Here is a 4,817-nt window from a genome sequence, read left to right as displayed (position 1 = left end):
GGACGGTAAGTAGTCCGGCGTTGGTGAGATTCGACAGCTTGACTCAATTCGCTAGGTACAGGCTCATTTAAAGCCTTGTACAGCGCGATCAGATGTTCGCGGAAAAGCTGGTCGAACATCGCATCTTGATTCGATGAATGTCCTTCGCCAAACCACCAGAACCAATCTGAACCTTCGGCGGCATATAGAGCTTCCCAGGCGGCGGGATTAGCTGTTTCTGTTGCTTCGGGATGATTTGCCAAGACTTGTCTGGCTGCTGTGAGCAGATCCCAAGCGCGATTCTTCGCCGGATCGCCAATCCAGGTAGTCAGACTACCATCTACCCAGGAACCTGTATGCAGATCTGCGGGAGGGAAGCTGGCTGTAGGTGGGAATTCGTCGAGGAATTCGGAGACAGTCACCAGCTTGATGCTTTCATCATCGCTGAGGGTTTGATAGAGATGTTCGAGGAAGGGTTTACCATCAAGATGGTAGTGTTCCCAACAGTTTTCGCCATCTAATGCGATGGTAACTAACCAAGGTTTTTCGAGATCGGTACCTGTATGCCCCTCTTTCGCAATCAGAGATTTGGAAATCGCATGTAAATGTCCGACTAAATCCGCCGCCGCTGCTTCTGGCTGCATCCCACTATAGGTAAATCCGATCAAATCCGACAAGCGATGATCGCGGAATACCATCGACAGATCGCCATCGGGCGTACTTACCTGATAAGGGCGATATAATACTTCTGGTTCGAGCACATTTCCCGCACCATCGCGATGAAAATACTGCTTGAGGGTATTCCCCAAAATGGCTTCATCCGTACACAGCCACTTGAAACCCTGACGCGCCACATAAGGCAGCATTTCAGGGCTTACCGCTTGCTCTGACGGCCATAAACCCCGTGGTACACAACCAAAGCGATCTTTGTACATATCCCAAGCCTTCGTCAAGTGGCGCGGAATATCTTCCGCCCAGCTAAACTGTTGCTTAGGTAAGTCCATATTTGGCACGGCTACCCGTCCCACATTGGTATCTGCCAACAGGGGTAAAATTGGATGAGTATAAGGCGTAGTCGTCACTTCCAACTGTCCCGATTCCTGCATCTTCCGATGTTGGGGGACAATTCGCCGTAGTATTTCTCGCTGCTTGGAATAAATCCGCTGTCTGTCGCTTAACGTAAAATCCCGATCCTGTTTTAACCAGCCAGCGATCTCTGGATCTTCCCAGAACAATGGATCGAACCAAGCGAGATTATGCCATGCTAATAAGTCACTATAATCTCGATCGACCCAAGTATCAAAACACCACGGTTCGCCATGTGCTTGGCGTTGGTGATACAGTTCGCCATAGCGCGGGTGAGGATCGATTAACGTATGGTGATTGGCATCAAAAAAGTGCCGAATTATAAATTGTTTCTGCGCCGCCTGAAGCTGCTCGACAGGCATCAAAGCCAGTTCCAAGTAGGGATCGAAGGCTGTCCCCGCAATATAATCTTCCAACTGCAAAATCAACGAGGGTACCAAGTTTACCGTCTGATGCAGTTTCGGATATTTTTCGAGTAATAAAATTAGATCTAGATAATCTTTAGTTCCATGCAAACGCACCCACGGTAGTCGGTACTTACCATCGCGGTACTTGTACAGAGGTTGGTGTTGATGCCAGATAAAGGCGACGTGAAGAGGATGCGGCATAGATGAGTTATAAATTCACAAATAATTTAAGTGCGTGCTAATCGATATCGCTGTCCATGATGGCACGCTGTTTGTCCGATCGTCTGCGATCTTAACTTACTTCTTTTGGTGAAAACACGATTCGATCGATATTAAGGCGGGGATCGCGCTGTTCGTTTACAAGTCTTAATTAACTGACAGCTTGCATCAGCGGCTCACGCTCTGGTGCAAGCTGTCAGTAGAGACTATTTGCCACGATCGATCGTGGTGATGTTCAGAGTATTCCGGCGGAAACCTACCGCGCTCCGAGGAGAATTTCCACCGAACAGTCGATCCCGACTCCCAATATTTACCAATGTCATTCTAGTATCAAACTTTAAACATCATCCTAAGATTGCGGATATAAATGTCTTGTGACTTTTTGATTTTCACCTAAATGTTGAGTGACAATTTCCTTAGCAACATCTGGTGTTACTCGTGTATACCAAGTATGTTCGCGATCGCGATCGTCGCCAGAATAAAAGACAATCGGCCCCATTTTACAAACTTGTAAACAGCCAGCGGCAGTTAAATCTATGTCCAAATTAGCTGCTTTCAATTCTACAGCGATCGCATCATAAACTGACTGCCAATCGCGACCATTATTACACCGAGTAGATCGACAAACGGAAATATAAGGGCGAGTCAAAGGATTAGTTTCATAGGGAATATCCATCGTCCCCAACACATAAATCTGGCGCAGATTTTCGTACACTGCTAGTTTGGCAAGATCGGGCTGATGCTCTGGCAAAAAGTCTTCACCCGCGCCTAAAAATGGACTGGGTAAAAAGATACTCATCATCTTTTCGCCTTCCCCATTCCAGAACTGAATGCCCCAGCTTTGCGGCTTCCCTTGAGCGTTTAATTGTCGAGATAATGCCGCTCGACTGACTTGTCTGGCTTGACGTAGTGCTGGAGAATTGGTACGCTCTGGCCCGCCTTTATTTTCTCCAATACACAGATGCATATGCCAACCTTGGGAAATTACCGTCAGATAACCGTCATACATCCAGCAAGCAGTTGGTGCAGCTTCAAATTCTAATTCTAAGACGCTACCATTGACGACATGACCCAATCCCAATTCTTGCCAGTGTTCTTGAAATAGAGAATGCAGCATCGGCCCTAGCACATCAAAAGTTGCAGGGAAGTCTTCATACTCGAATAAATTGTCTTCATCGAGCCGTTCTATGTCAATTTTATTTAATGGTGTCACCCGCCGCTGAAAAGTATTCGCTGTCATATATGTTCGATCGTAACTAACTTCACTTATTACTTATTACTTATTACTTATTACTTCCTTTGTGTCGCAATCCCCATCTTCACCCCTGGAATTTGGCGAACTCGATCCATCACTGCAACTACTTGTCCGTGTCCAACTTTTTCATCAGCATTGATTACTACTAACGACTCCTGATTTTTAGCTCCTAGTGCCTGAATTTTGGGCGTTAGGCTGTCTAAATCTGTCGGTTGACGATTGAGCGCGATCGCCCCTTGCGGATCGATGGTGACGACGATTTTGGTCTGATCTTGACTTTTGCCAGAACTCGCGCCGGGGAGATTGACTGGTAATCCTTCAGTCCGACTCAGGAGTAGAGATGTCATCACAAAAAAGGTTAAAATTGCAAAAATTACGTCCATGAGTGGCACAATGTTAACCTCGGGCGCACGATCTTCGTTATCAGTTAATAATCGCATGTTTATAAATTTATGGTTGATCAAAAAAACTTTAATCTACACTAGCAAATCTCAAAGAGTAGGGGCAATGTCTTGTCGGTTTTTTATTCGGGGGGAACCCCCGAATAAAACCGCCGCTTCATGAATTGCCCCTACTACCCCAGGGCTATTTCATTCTAGAATTATAGTGATGAGGGTAGGTTTTGCCGAGAGATTATTTGTCAGTATCGATGCATACTTGCATAAACCTACCCCTACAGATCCTGAATTGGGTTGAGTGATTGGAGCATGAAATAGCCCTGACTACTACCCTGGTTGTTGCCAATTGCGACGGTGAATTAGTTCTAATTGACCTGTAGATTCTTGGATTTGGGACATTTGCCGTTGGTATAATGCCCGAAATAAATTGGCACATAGTGATGCAATTACCGCTACAATTACGCCTGTTGCCGTACTAATTAAAGCTTCGGCAATACCACCAACAACGTTATTCGCACCCGCCCCAGCACTTTGACCAATTTTCAGAGAAGAGAATGAAGCAATTAAGCCTGTAACCGTACCTAAAAGTCCTAAAAGTGGAGCTAACCCGATGACGGCATCAAAAACATCAATAAATCGGCGTAAAATCGGAATTTCGGCATGAGCTTCGCTCTCTAGTGCCAACCGAAATTCGTCAGGAGTAGCATCTTTTAGCCCAATTGCTGCCATAAAGATTCTCGCAAGCGGTAGATCGCGTTCCCGTTCGAGCCTATCAAATACTAATGGCGATCTGTTTTGATACAAATCTAGTACTGTCCTAATCATCGGTGTTTGTCTGCGCCCGATCTTAATCCAAAAATTTAGTCTTTCGATCCCCAAGGCAATAACTAAGATTGATGCTAATAGCAAAGGGTACATGACTAGTCCCCCTGCATTAAAAGTTTTAATAAAGTCGTCCATAATTATTGCATTTTCCCCGCTTTCCAAGTTCCTTCTATTTTAGTGCCGTTGGCAGAAGTTAATACTCCTTTGCCTTCGCGATCGCCATCTTTAAATTCGCCAATAAATTCTTCGCCACCTTTATATTTACAGGTAGCTTTACCATTTAATTCGCCATTGCTAAATTCTCCTTCACAACGATTTCCACCCGTGACGATTACGCCTTTACCGACAAATTTGCTATTTTTAAATTCTCCGGTATAACTGTCCCCATTTTTAAATTTATAGGTGCCAGAACCATTAAATTTACCAGTCACAAAATTACCTGTATAGCTATCACCACTGGCTAGAGTTAACGATCCTTGACCAGTGGGTCCGCCATTCATAAATGTGCCAGTATAAATATTACCATTTTTGTACTTGCGAGTTCCTGTTCCTGCAAATTGTCCAGCTTTAAATTCGCCTGTATAGTTACTTTTATCGGCAAAAGTCATCGTACCTTGACCGTCTGGTCGATCGTTAGCAAGATTACCT

The 4,817-nt window shown here is 45.0% G+C and carries 5 protein-coding genes; all 5 read right to left on the bottom strand.

Going from position 1 to position 4,817, the window contains the following annotated elements; translation table 11 throughout:
* The coding region (locus RMO55_RS07485; RefSeq protein ID WP_310425453.1) for a glycoside hydrolase at positions 1–1,673 on the bottom strand (1,673 nt) is incomplete at its 3' end.
* Between the two features lie 367 nt (positions 1,674–2,040).
* A complete protein-coding gene (locus RMO55_RS07480) occupies positions 2,041–2,931 on the bottom strand; it encodes a (2Fe-2S) ferredoxin domain-containing protein (protein WP_310425452.1) in 891 nt (296 codons plus the stop codon).
* A 50-nt stretch (positions 2,932–2,981) separates the two neighbouring features.
* Complete coding sequence (locus RMO55_RS07475; RefSeq protein ID WP_310425451.1) at positions 2,982–3,386, bottom strand: biopolymer transporter ExbD; 405 nt, start codon at positions 3,384–3,386, stop codon at positions 2,982–2,984.
* Between the two features lie 285 nt (positions 3,387–3,671).
* Complete coding sequence (locus tag RMO55_RS07470; RefSeq protein WP_310425450.1) at positions 3,672–4,304, bottom strand: MotA/TolQ/ExbB proton channel family protein; 633 nt, start codon at positions 4,302–4,304, stop codon at positions 3,672–3,674.
* Positions 4,305–4,306: 2 nt separating this feature from the next.
* The coding region (locus RMO55_RS07465; protein ID WP_396134213.1) for an MORN repeat-containing protein at positions 4,307–4,817 on the bottom strand (511 nt) is incomplete at its 5' end.

Origin of the sequence: Chamaesiphon sp. VAR_48_metabat_135_sub (genome assembly GCF_031418915.1) — a bacterium.
Taxonomy (GTDB): domain Bacteria; phylum Cyanobacteriota; class Cyanobacteriia; order Cyanobacteriales; family Chamaesiphonaceae; genus Chamaesiphon.
This window is presented reverse-complemented; position numbering and strand designations above follow the sequence as displayed.

Excerpts from the sequence above, each read along its gene's own strand:
- RMO55_RS07480 (WP_310425452.1), bottom strand. The coding sequence starts at position 2,931 with ATGACAGCGAATACTTTTCAGCGGCGGGTGACACCATTAAATAAAATT.
- RMO55_RS07470 (WP_310425450.1), bottom strand. The coding sequence starts at position 4,304 with ATGGACGACTTTATTAAAACTTTTAATGCAGGGGGACTAGTCATGTAC.
- RMO55_RS07475 (WP_310425451.1), bottom strand. The coding sequence starts at position 3,386 with ATGCGATTATTAACTGATAACGAAGATCGTGCGCCCGAGGTTAACATT.